Raw genomic sequence first — 15,979 nt, 5'->3', positions numbered from 1 at the left:
CCTTATAGAAATTATTGTAAGTAATTAACATATCAAACTATAACATACATTACATTATGGTTCACTTCCATTACGCTTTTAAAATGCAAAATAAGAATACACCCCATAAGCCGCAAATAAGATTAATAGAATAGAAATGCCGAGTACTGTATATAATCCATTTTAAATTTGAATTCATATCATCCTCCTACCTCTCAATAATTCCAGTATATAACAAAAAAGCATTGGATACCCAATGCTTTTACACTTACGCAAATAAAGACGTATTCGCATATAAAGCTGGTGAACCACCTGAATGTACGAATAAAATGTTGTCTTCTTTATTAAATGTACCTTTTTTAATTAAGTCGATTAATCCCGCTACCGCTTTACCTGTATACACTGGATCAAGTAAAATACCTTCTGTTTTCGCAAGTAACTGAACTGCCTCTACCATTTCCGGCGTTGGTAACGCATATCCTGGCCCTACATATTCATCAAAGCACGTAACAGCGTCACGCGGGATAAAGTTTGGAATACCAACGTGTGCTGAAGTTTCATCTACAAGTTTTGCTACTTTCTCTTCTTGCTCAGCTTTTCCTCTACTTACGTTGATTCCAATTACAGGAATGTGGCTTTGTGTTCCAGCAAAACCAGTAATTAAACCAGCGTGCATACCAGCGCTACCGCTTACGCAAACGACTGTACTGAAATCAATTCCTTGGTCAAATGATTGTGCCATAATTTCTTGCGCACAAGCAACGTATCCCATTGCACCAGTAGGATTTGATCCACCAACTGGTATGACATATGGTGTATTACCTTTTTCACTAACTTCTTTCGCTACTTTATGCATCTCTTCCATAAGATCTGCCCCGTTTGGTACAACAATTACATTTTCAGCACCTAGTAAATGATATAAGAAATAGTTTCCGTTAAAGTCTGGCTTCTCTTCTGGTTCAAGCCCTTCTTCTAATACAAGGATACATTTCATTTTTTCTTTTACCGCAGCTGCCAGTGTTAGACGGCAATGGTTTGACTGAATACCACCAGCTGTAATTAACGTATCTGCACCTTTTGCCTCTGCATCCGCAACTAGAAACTCTAACTTTCTCGTCTTATTACCACCAGCTGTTAAACCAAGTAAATCATCTCGTTTAAAATAAATAGTCGGCCCACCAAGTGCTTCAGAAAAGTTGTTTAACTTTTCAATTGGTGTATATGATTCTGTATATTTTTTTCTCGGGAATTTAGCTAAATTCATTGTAACGCTCCTTTTGTACTTCTTTCACAATATATGTAACGTTACTATTATTACACGTAAAAATGGTGAAGTCATCTTTCTGGGTTAAAAATGTATTAGAATTTCGTTTTGATAAGTAAAACCGTATTAATGATTTTAACTTAATTACGGTACATGAAATTTATATCAACGATTTTTTAAATATATCGTTCATTCCTTACAATATATCAACGATTTTTCAAATATATCTATCGTAACTTGCAATATATCAATCTATCGACAAAAAACGACAGACAGGCAGCCATTTCTCATCAACAAAAAGAGCCCACACATTCAAATGCAGACTCCCTCCAATCACTTATTTATCGAAAAACGAAGTAACTGTGTTAATCCCGGCTCTAAATTCATTTCACCTTTATGGCGTACATATACCACTTTATCCCCATCAAATTTCGGAGGGTTTGCTTTACTATACGTATGCCACTCATTCGTTCCTTCTATAGAATACTCCATATATTCAGTTGCACCGACAATTATATTTTTACTATCATCTGCCGCTACATTTGGTGCCATCTGCGCAATTTTTGAATCACTAATTAATAACTTCTTTATATCCTTATCACGTTTGTAATCGTAAGCTGTCACAATTACATCGTTACCATATGCTTTCACTTGTAACCCTTGTTTAAATGAATAGCCATCTGGAGCAGTTTTCTCTCCTCCATTTGGTCCCGCTGACATCCAGCCTGTTTCAATCCCGCCCGTATTTACAACAGTGAAACCTTTTTCATCTCCGCCTTTAATTTTCTTTTTACCAGCCCAGTCAGGTAAGTTTAAATCCCAATGCGTATGACTCGTGAAGAAAACAACTTGCGGATAGTCTTTTAATATATCGTACAATTTATCCACGTTTAAATAATCTTGTAAATACGGCGATTGTCTTGATCCAGATACCGTATCAGGTAAAACGTGATGAGAGAAAATAAAGATTGGCTTATTTTTATCTTTTTGACTATACTCTTCTAAATTTTGTTTTAACCAACCTAATTGCTCATCACTCATATATACTTCGTCCCACATTTTTGAATCGTGGTATTTCATATATTTTTCAGTTCCTAAAAATAGAAGCGGATACCCATCTAATTCTTTTTTATGATATACCTTTTCTTGTCCACTAAATTTCAGATAGCGGTTAAATAAAGTTTCCTCAGTTACACCATTTGGCCATGTACTTTGAGAGAGTTTCCCATCTGCTGTCCATTTCCCAGCATAAAACTCATGATTCCCAACAGTAGACCATACATTTTCTGGATGCTTATTTTTATTTAACACACGCTTTACATCATCATATTGTGACTGTTGTCCAGTTGGCGTTATATCCCCATTCATAATAAGCGCTCTAGAAAGTGGCGTCACTTTGTTCATATCTTTTAGCACATGATCAAAATCCCCTAAATCCCCTTGAATATCACTAATAACGTTAAAAGTTGTAGCTGATTTCCGGACTTGCTCTTTCCCTTCCGCATGTGCTGAAAACGTCGGTAATAATGCCGCCATAACTGCTAACGAAGCAACTGTCTTTTTCATACAAATTCTCCCCCTAATAATAGAATGTACAAACTGACATGTTCTGCTTTCTCTTAGGTGCTTGTCCAATTCACATTATAGGGGGCGATTGTAAAGATTAATGGAGTAAAAATTTAAGTGTTTTTTAAGAGATTTTGTCTTTTTTACACGCCCCATTTAACAATTAACACTAATTTTTCTATTAACCTACTAATATTAACTGAATGTAAATTTATACGATAAATCACTTCGTTTAATATGTTGTGTTTTAATTTCCTTTACACAATTTCAATAAAGTACTTTACCATTTTAAATTCTCTTCATTAATCCTCAACTTCTATTCCAGCCTGTTTTAATGGTTCTAATACTTTCGGGTAACACATTGAAATATATTCCACTGTTTTTAAATTTTTTAGATTTTGAAATCCTTCAACAGATATAACATCAAATAAACTGTCTTCACCGTCCCAATCAGGCTTTAAAATATGATAAATTTCATTCCCACCATCAAAGCAAAGGGACTCAATCTTTTCCAAATCACTTATTTCCAAAGTTAACGCTTCTAAAAAAGCTTTGATTTCAACAATTGGCCCAGCTCCTGAATACCATTCAAAATAATTCGTATGCTTTTCTATTAAGTCTTTCAATTCTTTTAGAAATAGTGGCTCTTTATCTAATAAAGCTTCAATTACCACTAACTTAAAATTAAAATCCTGAAACATTTTACTCTTCCTCATTTTAAATTCCTCCAATGTTATAACATCCTTGTCCAAATTATTATAAGTAAAACATATCCAATTGCAGCTTCTTTATTTCTTTCAATATCACATTAAAAAGGGATATGCTTAATTGCATGTCCACAATCGAGAAAATATACATTATACATATTTTCTTACTAATTATATTCTTTATATACTTACCTTCGCTTCTCTAGCATCTTGTTTCTTAATTAAGTCTAAGTAAAAATGCGAGACAGTTGTGTTGTAATAAGGGGAAATGAATATGAATGACAGATTAAATGTAAACATGCCTATAAATGCAGTTAATAAAAACCAACCAATAAAAGATAACCAAAGAACAAATAACTTGAACTTATGTCCTTTCATTATTCTTTTACTCTCCCTTAATGCTTCACTTGCTGTATAATCCGGATTCTCTATTAAAATATAATATGCCATTGAATAAGAAAAATATTTAATAATACCTGGAACAATTAATAACAGACTCCATAAAAATAGAAAAACAGCCTGCAACACTCCTAATTTCATTGATTTACACAAATTATTTTTCCTAAACCCCACAAATACATCGTCCACCTTAGCATCTTCATTTTTACCTAAGCGTAAGGTGAAAACAGAATACCCATAATTAAAGATACCTTGTATGACACTGTAAATTAAGAAACAAATCAGTCCTATAAAAAAATAACTTAGAATAAGTAAAACTAGTGCTGTTAGATCTACTTGTAGTTGCCCACCCATTGAATAAATAAAGAAAACATCCAAACCAATTATCCCAATAAACAAGCCAAATATTAAATATATAAAACTAGCGATTGCTGATGCACTTAAAGTTGGTACAAAATAGTATAACGCCGATATCCCTATACTTACTCCCCATTTCCCATCTAACGAATTAAGTGCTGCTTTCTTTAAATTTCTTATCAAACTTGCATCCTCCTTTTTTCCATATTTTAGCCAATAAAAATTTTACAAATAAAAAACTTGTAGCAAGCCCCACTACAAGTTCTTTTAGCTAAACATTTTAGCTTATCAAAACAAAATATACCTTCTACACAATCGGGGGTAATTTCTAAAATATGGTTTATTAAAATCATTATATAATATAATCATGGATTTTTGTTGAATATTCTATGTTTTCCGACAAATATACCCGAAACTCTTCCTGATGTTCATTTAGATATAATAACTTATATAGCAATATATTTATCATTATCTTTCCCAATAAACCCTATCCTCTTGTTTTCCACAAAAAAGCACAGAGATTCCTCCCCATGCCTACTAATTTCCTACCTTTTTACCGCATGTACATAATGTACTGTCTCAAAAGCTTCTAAATAATCGTTTCGTCCTTCAAAATATAATACATCAATATCCTCTGGTGATAAATGCTCATAAATGAGTAAGCCCGCCTTCTCTAACAGTTCTTCCATTTCAGCATAAGAATAACATGATTTCATCGGTTCTCCGCCTACCGCAGCCATTTTCACCATATTTTCAACTCGATTGGACAGTCCTTTTTTCTTAAATAAGTTTTCATCGGGATAATCGAAAACGATAGAACTCCCTACTGGAACTATCTCAAACAAGCACTCTATTAAACTAGCAAGTTCCTCTTTCGTTAAATAGTATGTTACACCTAATAGACTAAAGAACGTCTTTTTATTTTCAAATCCTTCATTGCGTAACTGTTCATAGGAAAATCCTTTCGTGAAATCCATCGAAACAAAATGAAGGTTATTTGGAACTTCAAGTTCTACTTCTTTTATTCTTTCCTTCTTAAACGCCTGCGTAGAAGGATGATCCACTTCAAATATTTCTATTTTATTTTCTAATTCTCGGTGTCTAAAACTGAACGTATCTAAGCCTGCACCGAGTATGACGTATTGTTTCGCTCCTAATGTAATTTCATGTAGTAATACTCTTTCACAATATGCGGCACGTGCTAAAGGTGTTGGTGATAACTGAACTTGCGTAATCCATTTTAATATTTCTTTTGGATTGTCTTGAAACTGCTCTGCAATTTCTTTATTGAAAAAGTGAATCCCTTGAACCATGTTCGTTTCAATATTGTTACGTTCTTTTTGTGAAATGAAATCTTTAGCTACATAATCATCAAAGATTTTAGGATTATCAAATTCACTATGATACGCCCTTCCGAAAGCTGATACTAACGACGTTACACTTGCTTCACCTTGTTTCACACACATACACTCTCCTTCATTTTCACAACAAAAATAGGGTTCCCCTGGCCAGGAGAACCCTATTATACACCTTATTTTTATATTGGTAAATTATAGAATAAATAAGTTTTTTTGTCAAGTTTTCAGCCTACTAACGCTCCAATAATTTGTGTAATCTCTAGCAGGAAGATTTCGATCTACACCGAATATTCCAGTTCATAACAATACAAATGGAGGGCGTCATGAAAAGATTAGTCATCATTACAGTTGGAAAAACACACAGTGGAAAAACTACATTTGCAAAAGAGCTAGAAAAAGAGTTACCTAATTCTTTTATTATGGACCAGGACAACCAAGCTGAATTTATTAACACACATTATGAAAAATTACAGCCGACAGAAGGTTCAAATATACTAAAGCACGGTCTTTCAAAATTCATTGTTGATTATGCGAAAGAACATACAAATTTACACCTTATTATTTGTAATTCCAATCGCAGTAAAAGCGGAAGATTCTATTTACTAAACGAATTATTTCCACAGAATGAATATGTACGCATATTAGTTCATTTTGACATTCCAGATGATGTACTTTACGAAAGAGTGGCTCGAAGCACGCGAAGTACGAATATTTTTAGAGGTGGATATTCTAGTTTCAAAGAAGTACTTGATCGACAACAAACTGAATCACTTCACGATGATGTGGTAGATCCTGTAGAAAACGAGGCTGATTATTTGTTTGTTATTCGCAATAATAAAGATGTAAGCTTTACTATAGAAGAAATTGTTCATCTAGCTAAAGGTTTATCCCCTACCCCCAAATAAGAGATTATAAAAATTACATAATCATAGATTATTATGCAAATCCTTCCTCTAAGCGCCTAACATAGTATATAATAATAAGATAATCTACTTCTATATGCTCATTTTTACACAAAACAGTTCATGCATATGAAAGAAAAGAGGTACAAAAATATGAAAACAAAACAAACAATCGCTGCGTCTACACTAGCTTTAGCAATGATTGCTGGCGCGAACCCTGCTCATGCGGAAGTAAATGATGCTACTCCTCAGCAAAGTACGGGAGATCGATTAGCTGAAATTAAGCAACATAAACAAGAGTTAGATGCGAAATTGCAGCAACACAAAGAAAACGTGGATCAAACATTGAATGAACTTAACAAGGTTAAGGAAAATGTTGATACGAAGGTGAATGAACTACATGAACGTAAACAAGTTGCTGATGAAAAAATTAACGAGATTAAACAACATAAACAAGAGTTAGATGCAAAACTTCAGCAAGACAAACAAATCGCCGAAGATAAAATCGCTGAAATTAAAGAGCATAAAAAACAAGTAGAAGATAAAGTTGCTGAAGTAAAAGAGCATAAGCAAAATATCGATAACAAAGTGAATGAGATTAAAGAACATAAACAAACTGTCGATGAAAAAGTGAATGAAATGAAGCAACATAAAGAGAACATCGATCAAAAGGTTAATGAACTTAAGGAAGTAAAAAAACAAGTAGATGAAAAATTAGCTGAGTTAAAGAAAGCGAAACAAACTGCTGAGGACAAACTTGCTGAGTTAAAAGAAAACAAGCCGAATACTGGTAACACGTTAGAGGAACTTAAGAAAATTAAAGGCAATTTAGACAGTCTTTCCGCTAACTTAGAACTAGCTAAACAAGATGTGAAAAACAAACTAGCTGCATTACAAGAAGCTAGACAAGATTTAATCAATAAAATTAACGAAATTAAACAATCAAAACAAACTGTTTCAGACGATTTATCAAAGAAAAAACAAGACTTAGATATTAAAATCAACGACTTTAAACACACTGAGAAAAAAATTGATGACAAATTAGCTGAGATACATACAACGAAGCAAAATGTTGATAATAAGATTAATGAAGTATCACAGGCTAAACAAACTAATGGTACTAAAAACAATAACGCTAAAGAACTTCCTAACGCTGGTAGCGAGCAATCAAACAATATGGCTCTAGGAATGCTATCTGTATTAGGCGGTGTTTTATTACTTACTCGTAATAAAATTAAAACGTTATTCTCTAAATAAATCCATTAAAAAAAAGGAAACCCGCACATACATGTACGGGTTTCCTTTTTTTATATTAACTGTCCATCTCGAAGCATCAATATACGATCACATACATCAAGCATTCTTTCATCATGTGTAATCATAATTGCTGCTTTTTGGCTCTCTTTCACTTCACGTTTCATCATTTCTACAACTTCACGTGCACGTTTTGAGTCTAAGCTTGCCGTTGGCTCATCCGCTAATATTAAATCTGGGTTGTTCATGAACGCACGAGCGATTGCTACCCTTTGTTTTTCCCCGCCAGATAGTTGATTTGGATAATGATTCTTTCTTTCTCCTAATCCAAATGCCGCTAATAAATGATCTGCACGCTTTTCCGATTCTTGTTTACTTTCTTTTTTCAGCTTTGCAATGTAAAGCAATTGTTCTTTCACATTTAAATATGGAACAAGATTTGCAAACTGGAAAATGAAGCCGATTTTTTTCAAACGAATGTCTGTCATTTCCTTTTCTGATAACTGTGTAATATTTTGCTCACGAATGTAAATATCCCCTTTTGATGGTGATAATAATGCACCCGCGATTGATAATAACGTACTTTTCCCTGATCCAGAAGGACCGACGATTCCGATAAATTCTCCGGCTTTCACATCAAGCGATATCGGATGAAGGGCTGTTACTTCCGTATTCCCTTCTCCGTACACTTTACTTACTTTGTCTAATTTTAATAATGAAGTCATTACATCCCGCCTCCAATTGCCTCTAGCGCATCAACTTTTAATACTTGGTATAACGAAATAAGTGTTCCTAAAATACTAATTACGATAAAGATTGCTGCATATTGTGCAATCATCGGTGTTGTTAATAAGAACGGCATACCTGCTGGTAAAATTTGTTCTAACCCTTGTACAAGAACGATACTGATTACCATCGCAACGACTGATAAGAATAACGCCTGCACGACTAAGCTATTTGCTAAATACGAGTTCTTTGTACCGATTGCTTTTAATACACCTAATTGCTGTGTTTTTTGCAGTGTAATGACGTAGAAGAATACACCAATTAGTAATGCAGCGATAACAAGTAAGAATGCAATGATCATTGTTAATGTTCCTTGCTCTTCTTTAAACCCTGGAATACTTTGCAGCACTTCTTTTTTGTCAATTACGTGTGCATTTTTTACTTCTTTATCTGTATTAAGTGCGATTGCACTATAATCTTTTTGGTTTGGTTGTGAAATAGCGCCCCATACGTCTTCATTTACATAAACGACTGGTGTATGGCTAAACATTTGATCTTTCGTAAATCCAACGATTGTAAATTCTTTCTTTGAAACAGGATCGATAATTGTATCCCCAATATCGATTCCTTTTTCTTTAATTGATTCATCAGCAACCATTTCATTATTTGCTGTACCTAATTTCTCACCTTTTACAATGTTCGGTTCTAAAAATGAATCACGTTCACTTGAAAAAATAGCGATATCAACCTTTTTCGAACTATCTTTCTTTTCATACGTTGAAACTTTCACCCGAAATGGAACTGCCTCTTTCTCGTCCACTTGATTTACTACGTTATCTACATCGTCTTTCTTAATTTGTGAACGAAGTAATTTATTTTCCGCATCATCTGCTAAAACGAACTTATTTGCCTCCATATTTTGAATCGATGAAGCATTATCATATGATAATCCATTTGCTAATCCTGAAATAACAAGAACTAAAAATGATAATAAAACCATGATAAGTCCAATTAATCCGTATCTTAATTTTGATTGTTTCAATTCACGCAGAGCTAAAAACATTATGCTCGCTCCTTCCTCTTTCTTTCTATGCACTTATCATAAAAAAGAAATATGAACGGAATATGAACAGAAGATTACAGAGTAAAAAATAAATTTTCTGAAAGTATTGAAAATAAATAGAATCCTTGATACAATTCAGTCAAATAATATTGACCGAGTAATTTTATTAAAGGAGTTGATCATGTTGAAGCCCGTATTAACACTAACCACTTATAGCCAACTAAAAGCATTAAGCGATCCACTACGTGCCGAAATGATGATACGTCTATGCGAACGTCCTTATACTGGACAATTACTATCTGAGAAATTCGGCATTTCAAGGGCGAAAATTCATTATCATTTAAAAGAATTAGAAAAGAATGGTCTTATAGAGATTGTTTATACAGAAGAAAAGAATGGCATTGTTCAAAAGTTTTATCAATCTGTCGCTAAAGGCTTCACCCCTGCCGCAGATCTATTACCTCATTTAGAAATATTAAGCGAATCAGGTCGCCAAATCTTTTTACAAATGATAGAAAGAACGAAAAGCCAAATTCTTGCTGCACCAGAAGAAGCTTTTACATTACAAAATGCAAGTGAAGATCCAGCTAAGTGGAATTACGTTTCATCCTGCTGGGAATTTGATGCTACGCCAGAACAATTTCAAGTGTGGGTGAAAAAGTTTTATGAATTAATGGCTGAATTAAACGAAATCACAAAAGGTGCAGATAAAGATCCGAATAGCAAACCTTATTATATTTCTACTACTGCACTTCAAATCGCCGAGAGAACAATGCAGCAATTTATTAAAAAAGAAGAAAAATCGTAATACGATTTTTTTTACCGAGACGGTCAATTTTATTTTACCGAATAAAATTATTATAAAGGAGTAGATAAAGTGGACATATTAAAAAACCGGAATTTCCTCTTATTATTTTTAGGGAGAATTTTTACAAACATAGGAGATAGCTTGTATTATGTAGCAGCAATGTGGCTCGTATACAAATTAAGTGGTAATCCTTTTTATTCTGGATTGGCTGGTTCCCTTACGTTATTACCTTCTGCATTACAATTTCTTACTGGTCCATTCGTCGATAGATGGTCAATAAAAAACACCCTCGTCATCACACAAGTTTTGCAATGCATTCTTATTTTAATCATTCCAATTACACACTACTTCGATCTACTAACAGTCCACCTACTACTCATCATCATGCCCATCGTAGCTTTTATCGAACAATTCGCCTATCCCGCACAATCGAAAGCTTTACCACTTCTACTGCATAAAACACAATTATTAAAAGGAAACTCACTCTTTTCATTTGCATATCAAGGCATTGATTTAATTTGTACGACTCTTTCTGGAATATTAGTAGCACTATTTGGCGCAATTACTTTATATGTGATCGACTCCTTTACATTCGCGATTACTGCCCTTTTGTTCTTTTCATTAAAAATGCCAAAACAAACTGAAGCAGACACAACACTTTCAACAAAGCAATATTTCTCTGATTTAAAAGAAGGCTTTTCAATCGTCTTTCGTTCATTGATGGGTGTCTTCTTAATCGGTTCCGTTGTCACTAATTTTTCAATCGGTATGACGATGGCAATACTCCCTTCTTTCGCTGATTCTTTAGGCGGTGTGAAATTATATGGTTTCTTTTTAGCCGCTATATCCGCCGGTTGTTTAATTGGAGCACTATTCAGTTCATCGGTTGGTAAATATAATGTTGGCCGTGTCTCCATTATTAGCTTTGCCACTGGTGCTTTCTTTTGGTTTCTCTCTACGGTTGTACCGTTTCAATGGTTATCTATTTTTTTATTCGGCTTAGCTTGGATACCAATTGGTGCGACCAACATATTATTTGCGACTATTGGTCAAATTGTAATTCCAAACCAATATCTTGGGCGTATCAATTCAGTCACACGGAGTATGGGCACAATTGCTATGCCGTTCGGTTCTTTAATTGGCGGATACACTGCGAATGTATATAGTAGCCAAATCATTTTTGCGCTCGCTAGCATCGGGATTTTATTCATCTCCCTCGTATGGCTGCTTCATCCAAAATTACGGGCTTTGCCGAAAGCTGATGAAATTACGGCGGATACTTTTGAGCTTCGGTTTAAGGAAGAACAGGTGAAAGGTACTGCTTTGTAACAGAAAGAAAATATTTTCTTTCTGTTACAAAGCTCAAACAAGCATAACCCTATTCGAAATTTCGAACGAAGTTATGCTTGTTTACTTTTTGATGCAAAATAGCACCCTTTAATGGAATAACTAATACGTTCCGTTAACGCTTTGCTGGCCATGCCCCCTGCATTTTCCTTAATTGAATAATTTGGCCTGTATGGTAAGCATCATGAAGCATGATGTCCAGTAATTTCTCTTCAAGTGAATTTTGTTCAAGCTCTTTTTCAGAAATCACGCTCAATACCTGTCTTAAATTACGCTGAGCATTTTCAGAACGTTCAACGACTTCCTTCCATTCCGTGTCATCATTAGATTGCTTAGTAAGATAAAAAGTGTCATTACCGTCAAGGTTATGTGCCCATCCATGACCTTCCAAGTTTGCAGCAAGCCTCTCTTTGTAATAAATGAGATGATTAACGTTCTCCCAAATGGTATTCGTTTCCTCACCAGATGGTTTCCACATAGCCTGTTCGGCTGTAAGTCCTTCTATAGCATGTTTAAACGGTGCATACCAACTCTCTTTATCGAATGTTGAATCTAGTGCGTTTAATAACAAGTCAGTTCGTTTCAAATTAATTTCCTCCCTACACGGTTCAAGTTTTAATACAATCCTTATAACTCTGTAGAGATTCTACATTTTTAAATAAACTTCCTGCTAATCTTATGCCACAAATCGGTCCAATTATGTAATTAAAATGACTCCCATTCTTTCACTTTACACGTATACTAGCGCCCAAAAAAAGAAGAGGCCGTTTCCAAACAGCCTCTTCCATCTATTTCGGAAGCTCCACCCGAACAGTAGTCCCTTCCCCTTTCGTGCTATACACTGAAACGTCTCCGTTATGCAGTTCCACAATCTTCTGCACAATCGATAATCCTAAACCACTACCTTCTACGTTTCTCGCTCTTGCCGTATCTACTTTGTAAAAACGATCAAATATACGGTCCATCTCTTCTTTTTCCATACCAATTCCGTTATCAGATATAGAGATAATGACACTAGACTCTAACTCTTCGACGAAAAACTCAATCGTCCCACCATCGTTTGAAAACTTAATGCTATTCGTGAAAATGTTACTCCATACTTGATGAAGTAAGTTTTCATCACCTTTTATAGTGATATCTGGCACATCAAATTCAACGGCGATATCTTTTTCCCGCCATTTCCACTCAAGCATAAAAATGACGTCTTTAATTTGCTTCTGTAGATTGAATTCTCTTATTTGTAGAACCTTTTCCTCTTTATCTAATGAAGCGAGCGTAAGTAACTGTTTACATAAACTAGACATTCGCTTACTTTCACCCTCAATAATTTGTAAGTAATGATTTCTTTCTTCCTCACTCATCTTTTCTGTTTGCAACGTCTTTGAAAAACCTTGTATGGAAGAAAGTGGCGACTGAAATTCATGTGAAACGTTCGAAACGAATTCTTGTCTCATTTCATCTAGTTCTTTAATACTCTTCGTCATCTTTTGGAAGCTTGTAGATAACGTTCCTATTTCATCTTTTCGTTTTACGTCTAATTCAATTTCATATTCCCCACTCGCAATTTTTTGCGTAGCCTTCGTAAATTTACGAATGGGACGAACGATGTAACCTGCTGCAATCGCTATAAAAATAATAGTTAGTAAAACGATAAACCCAAGTAATACCGCTAAGAAAATTCGCATCTCGCCAAATTGTTGCTGAATGTCAGGGCGAATGAATAAAGCGTACTGTTTATCACCGTGTTTTACCGGGACACCGACGCTATTAATTAATTCATTATCGAAAAATCCTGTAATGAAAAGGCGCGTTGGATAAGTAGAAACACCATTAAATGTCTCCCCCTGCAATACTTTATGAACGGTATCATCACTTATTGTCGTCTTACGAAATGCATTTCCGATACGCTTTCCATTCTTTTGATCATCGACAATATAAATTTCATATCCTAGCTTCGCAATAGACCGTAAGTATGCCTCTTGATTTTCTTCACTTTGCTTTTCATATAACGATTTTACTTCTTCAGCATACTTTAAAATCTTTTCACTATTATACGGTTTTAACTTCACTTGATAATATACGTTCGTTAATAAAAAGCCTATAATACTACTAAGTAGCATAATGCCGACCGTCATAAATACAAATCTAGAATATAGTGATTTCATCTTATTTCAGCTCCAACTTATACCCGAGGCCGCGCACCGTTGTAATTTGAAAATCATCCGTTCGTTTTGAAAAACGATCTCTTAATCGCTTTACATGAACGTCAACCGTTCGTTCATCCCCTTCAAAATCCATTCCCCATACTAATTCAATTAATTCTTCCCTTGAAAATGTTCTTCCAGGATAACTAGCCAGTTGCGATAACAATTCAAATTCCTTCAGTGGAAGCAAAATCGTTTGTCCGTTACACTTCACTTCAAAGCCTTTTCGGTCAATTGTTGTACCGTGCAACGTAATAATATCAGCACTCAGCATTTGATAACGACGAAGTAATGCTTTCATACGGAAAATGACTTCAGCTGGCTCAAATGGTTTTACGATATAATCGTCTGTACCAGAAATGAATCCTTTTTCTTTATCCACTAACTGGTCTTTCGCAGTTAATAAAATAACAGGAATATCATGATACTTACGAATTTCTTCACATAACGTATAACCATCAACAAACGGCATCATAATGTCTACAATCGCAAGATGAATATTTTCCTTCTCTAATACTTCTTGCGCTATCTTTCCATCTTCAGCCTCAAAAACTTTAAACCCCTCTTTTTGTAAATGATAATGCAATAACTCTCTAATATGTTTATCATCATCAGCTAATAAAATATGTATCATCTTCATTAAACCCTCTCTCGTTCATCCTTCTACATCCTTACCTTAAGAAACAATTGGATTTTTTGCAAGAAAAAGAAAAACAGAATTTATAAGTTCTTGGTGGATTGAAGAAGGTTTCAAAAACAGTCAGTCTTCAAATGTATAAGTAATTTAAAGAAAAGGATTCCTTAGAAGATACTTTTGTTATCATTATGGTCAGCTGCTTTATTTTTCTTATAACTTGATGACGTACTCTGGTGTACGAATAAGTGATCTATTACTTTTTTAGTAAGTGGTATAAAGAAATTCAGTAATAACCCACCTAAACAAACAGTTAATATAGTTCCAACACCAATTGGTCCATGTAAAATCGTTGCCATTATTAAGAATATAAGGTAAATAAATGTTCGTGCTATAAAAATATTCGTTCTAGTTAATTCTTGTATGATTAAAGTTAATCGGTCAATTGGAATGGGAGCAAAATTTGTTTGTAAATATATTGCAGTTCCTAATCCTGTAATAACTAATCCGATTCCAAAATAAATCATTTTACTGTACCATATTTCAGGTGTAATTAAATCGCGTAATAAAAATAGCCACACATCAATACCAATACCCGTTATGAATGCTGTTAACAACCCTAGTACCTCTGGTCTTTGTCTTTTTAATTTCGAATTACAACATATTAATAATAAAGCTATTATTATTTCCCAGCTTCCCACAGTAAGCCCCACATTTAAAGAAAGTCCTACTAAAAGTGCATCAAAAGGTGAAGTGCCAAAATCTGATTGTATTGTGACAGAAATACCAAGGGTTAATATTAAAATTCCTAATACATAAAAAACATACTTCATTTTAATCAACCTCTTCATCGTCATTTTTGTTGCATTTACAATAAAAATATTTTATATTAAATGTAACTTCAAATTGTTGCATTTGCAATAAAAACAAAAGATAAGGAGTTCATTATGAAAGAAATTCTTCGTGAAATTGGCATGATTGCAAGAGCATTAGATTCTATTAGTAATATAGAATTTAAAGAATATGAGCTTACAAAAGGTCAGTATTTGTACCTTGTGCGAATATGTGAAAACCCAGGAATCATTCAAGAAAAGCTATCTGAGATGATAAAAGTAGATCGTACAACTGCAGCCCGTGCTATCAAAAAGCTTGAAATCAATGGATTTATCGAAAAGAAAGAAGATGAATCTAACAAGAAAATCAAAAAACTTTTCCCAACAGAAAAAGGGAAAAATGTCTATCCTTTTATTAAAAGAGAAAACGATTATTCAAATACTGTTGCATTAGAGGGATTTTCGGAAACAGAAGCGGAAACTATTTCTAATCTTCTTCAAAGAGTAAGAAAAAATATAGAAAAAGATTGGGATTTTGTAAAAAAGGGAAATAAGAGAAATTATTGATTATATAAAGG

At 34.1% G+C, this 15,979-nt stretch carries 16 protein-coding genes; 5 read left to right on the top strand and 11 right to left on the bottom strand.

The features are described from left to right. Nucleotides 1–247: 247 nt before the first annotated feature. From MHI28_RS00750 to MHI28_RS00730, 5 genes are all read right to left on the bottom strand, one after another. A complete protein-coding gene (locus MHI28_RS00750) occupies nt 248–1,243 on the bottom strand; it encodes a D-cysteine desulfhydrase (RefSeq protein ID WP_001046576.1) in 996 nt (331 codons plus the stop codon). 333 nt (nt 1,244–1,576) lie between these two features. Beyond that, entirely contained in the window at nt 1,577–2,809 is a 1,233-nt protein-coding gene (locus tag MHI28_RS00745; protein WP_000754274.1) for a DUF4073 domain-containing protein, read from the bottom strand. Nucleotides 2,810–3,111: 302 nt separating this feature from the next. Next, complete coding sequence (locus MHI28_RS00740; RefSeq protein WP_001232168.1) at nt 3,112–3,525, bottom strand: DUF6892 domain-containing protein; 414 nt, start codon at nt 3,523–3,525, stop codon at nt 3,112–3,114. Nucleotides 3,526–3,696: 171 nt separating this feature from the next. After that, entirely contained in the window at nt 3,697–4,455 is a 759-nt protein-coding gene (locus MHI28_RS00735; protein ID WP_000620770.1) for a DUF975 family protein, read from the bottom strand. 362 nt (nt 4,456–4,817) lie between these two features. Next, nucleotides 4,818–5,738 carry a class I SAM-dependent methyltransferase gene (locus tag MHI28_RS00730; RefSeq protein ID WP_000337839.1) on the bottom strand — a complete coding sequence of 307 codons (921 nt, stop codon included), beginning with the start codon at nt 5,736–5,738 and terminating at the stop codon, nt 4,818–4,820. A 215-nt stretch (nt 5,739–5,953) separates the two neighbouring features. On the opposite strand from MHI28_RS00730, the gene MHI28_RS00725 reads away from it, so the two are divergent. Both MHI28_RS00725 and MHI28_RS00720 read left to right on the top strand, forming a co-directional pair. After that, on the top strand, nt 5,954–6,535 hold the full coding sequence (locus tag MHI28_RS00725) for an ATP-binding protein (RefSeq protein ID WP_000826975.1): 582 nt from the start codon (nt 5,954–5,956) through the stop codon (nt 6,533–6,535). A gap of 150 nt (nt 6,536–6,685) precedes the next feature. Then, a complete protein-coding gene (locus tag MHI28_RS00720; protein WP_000850999.1) occupies nt 6,686–7,789 on the top strand; it encodes an LPXTG cell wall anchor domain-containing protein in 1,104 nt (367 codons plus the stop codon). A 50-nt stretch (nt 7,790–7,839) separates the two neighbouring features. On the opposite strand, the gene MHI28_RS00715 is transcribed toward MHI28_RS00720, so the two are convergent. Both MHI28_RS00715 and MHI28_RS00710 read right to left on the bottom strand, forming a co-directional pair. Beyond that, nucleotides 7,840–8,511 carry an ABC transporter ATP-binding protein gene (locus MHI28_RS00715; RefSeq protein WP_000202594.1) on the bottom strand — a complete coding sequence of 224 codons (672 nt, stop codon included), beginning with the start codon at nt 8,509–8,511 and terminating at the stop codon, nt 7,840–7,842. Next, on the bottom strand, nt 8,511–9,575 hold the full coding sequence (locus tag MHI28_RS00710) for an ABC transporter permease (protein WP_000477741.1): 1,065 nt from the start codon (nt 9,573–9,575) through the stop codon (nt 8,511–8,513). The genes MHI28_RS00715 and MHI28_RS00710 overlap by 1 nt, the downstream gene beginning before the upstream one ends. Before the next feature lie 184 nt (nt 9,576–9,759). On the opposite strand from MHI28_RS00710, the gene MHI28_RS00705 reads away from it, so the two are divergent. Together MHI28_RS00705 and MHI28_RS00700 are read left to right on the top strand one after the other, a co-directional pair. Beyond that, complete coding sequence (locus MHI28_RS00705; protein ID WP_014895296.1) at nt 9,760–10,383, top strand: ArsR/SmtB family transcription factor; 624 nt, start codon at nt 9,760–9,762, stop codon at nt 10,381–10,383. Between the two features lie 69 nt (nt 10,384–10,452). After that, nucleotides 10,453–11,712: an MFS transporter gene (locus tag MHI28_RS00700; protein WP_000353374.1), complete on the top strand. Its 1,260-nt coding sequence runs from the start codon at nt 10,453–10,455 to the stop codon at nt 11,710–11,712. A 133-nt stretch (nt 11,713–11,845) separates the two neighbouring features. On the opposite strand, the gene MHI28_RS00695 is transcribed toward MHI28_RS00700, so the two are convergent. The 4 genes from MHI28_RS00695 to MHI28_RS00680 all read right to left on the bottom strand — a co-directional run bounded on the left by MHI28_RS00695 (nt 11,846) and on the right by MHI28_RS00680 (nt 15,401). Further along, the gene (locus tag MHI28_RS00695; protein ID WP_000831311.1) at nt 11,846–12,316 is read right to left on the bottom strand and encodes a DinB family protein; all 471 of its coding nucleotides are present in this window, start codon (nt 12,314–12,316) and stop codon (nt 11,846–11,848) included. A gap of 202 nt (nt 12,317–12,518) precedes the next feature. Continuing rightward, entirely contained in the window at nt 12,519–13,895 is a 1,377-nt protein-coding gene (locus tag MHI28_RS00690; RefSeq protein WP_000839511.1) for a sensor histidine kinase, read from the bottom strand. Between the two features lies 1 nt (nt 13,896). Continuing rightward, nucleotides 13,897–14,574 carry a response regulator transcription factor gene (locus tag MHI28_RS00685; protein ID WP_000781960.1) on the bottom strand — a complete coding sequence of 226 codons (678 nt, stop codon included), beginning with the start codon at nt 14,572–14,574 and terminating at the stop codon, nt 13,897–13,899. Between the two features lie 161 nt (nt 14,575–14,735). Next, entirely contained in the window at nt 14,736–15,401 is a 666-nt protein-coding gene (locus MHI28_RS00680) for a YczE/YyaS/YitT family protein (RefSeq protein ID WP_000878285.1), read from the bottom strand. Nucleotides 15,402–15,515: 114 nt separating this feature from the next. Between MHI28_RS00680 and MHI28_RS00675 the strand changes: the two genes are divergently transcribed. Further along, nucleotides 15,516–15,968 (top strand): MarR family winged helix-turn-helix transcriptional regulator, encoded by a 453-nt coding sequence (locus MHI28_RS00675; RefSeq protein ID WP_000658983.1) that lies wholly within the window; start codon nt 15,516–15,518, stop codon nt 15,966–15,968. Nucleotides 15,969–15,979: the final 11 nt, after the last annotated feature.

It is taken from the genome of Bacillus sp. FSL K6-0268, assembly GCF_038005425.1.
In the GTDB taxonomy this organism is placed as follows: domain Bacteria; phylum Bacillota; class Bacilli; order Bacillales; family Bacillaceae_G; genus Bacillus_A; species Bacillus_A thuringiensis_S.
Note: the sequence above shows the minus strand (reverse complement) of the source record. Positions and strands in the feature narration are given on the sequence as shown.

Excerpts from the sequence above, each read along its gene's own strand:
- MHI28_RS00750 (WP_001046576.1), bottom strand. The coding sequence starts at position 1,243 with ATGAATTTAGCTAAATTCCCGAGAAAAAAATATACAGAATCATATACA.
- MHI28_RS00745 (WP_000754274.1), bottom strand. The coding sequence starts at position 2,809 with ATGAAAAAGACAGTTGCTTCGTTAGCAGTTATGGCGGCATTATTACCG.
- MHI28_RS00740 (WP_001232168.1), bottom strand. The coding sequence starts at position 3,525 with ATGAGGAAGAGTAAAATGTTTCAGGATTTTAATTTTAAGTTAGTGGTA.
- MHI28_RS00730 (WP_000337839.1), bottom strand. The coding sequence starts at position 5,738 with ATGTGTGTGAAACAAGGTGAAGCAAGTGTAACGTCGTTAGTATCAGCT.
- MHI28_RS00725 (WP_000826975.1), top strand. The coding sequence starts at position 5,954 with ATGAAAAGATTAGTCATCATTACAGTTGGAAAAACACACAGTGGAAAA.
- MHI28_RS00720 (WP_000850999.1), top strand. The coding sequence starts at position 6,686 with ATGAAAACAAAACAAACAATCGCTGCGTCTACACTAGCTTTAGCAATG.
- MHI28_RS00715 (WP_000202594.1), bottom strand. The coding sequence starts at position 8,511 with ATGACTTCATTATTAAAATTAGACAAAGTAAGTAAAGTGTACGGAGAA.
- MHI28_RS00710 (WP_000477741.1), bottom strand. The coding sequence starts at position 9,575 with ATGTTTTTAGCTCTGCGTGAATTGAAACAATCAAAATTAAGATACGGA.
- MHI28_RS00690 (WP_000839511.1), bottom strand. The coding sequence starts at position 13,895 with ATGAAATCACTATATTCTAGATTTGTATTTATGACGGTCGGCATTATG.
- MHI28_RS00685 (WP_000781960.1), bottom strand. The coding sequence starts at position 14,574 with ATGAAGATGATACATATTTTATTAGCTGATGATGATAAACATATTAGA.
- MHI28_RS00680 (WP_000878285.1), bottom strand. The coding sequence starts at position 15,401 with ATGAAGTATGTTTTTTATGTATTAGGAATTTTAATATTAACCCTTGGT.
- MHI28_RS00675 (WP_000658983.1), top strand. The coding sequence starts at position 15,516 with ATGAAAGAAATTCTTCGTGAAATTGGCATGATTGCAAGAGCATTAGAT.